The 280-nt window shown below is 63.2% G+C and carries 1 pseudogene; it reads left to right on the top strand.

Annotated features, from left to right (window positions below):
- Positions 1-280 (top strand): annotated as a pseudogene (locus tag GYB81_RS23365) (methyl-accepting chemotaxis protein); the annotation flags it as partial.

The raw sequence follows: 280 nt of genomic DNA on the forward strand, positions 1-280 counted from the left end.
GCCTGGCGCGTCGTACCCAGGAGGCTACCACCGAGATCGAGGGCTTGATCGCCAGCCTGCAGAAGATCGCCGATGAAACCTCACGCTACATGGAGCGCTGCCAGAGCTCCAGCTCACAGTCGGTTTCCGGTGTATCGGAGGCTGGCGAAGCGGTGGCGATCTGCTGGTTCATGCCGTTGATGCGCTCGATCATGGCGACGATCCCCGCCACCGCAGCCGAGCAACAGACGGCTGTGGCCGAGGAAATCAGCCGCGGCATCGTCTCGGTACGTGACAGTAC

It is taken from the genome of Pseudomonas yangonensis (genome assembly GCF_009932725.1).
Taxonomy (GTDB): Bacteria; Pseudomonadota; Gammaproteobacteria; order Pseudomonadales; family Pseudomonadaceae; genus Aquipseudomonas; species Aquipseudomonas yangonensis.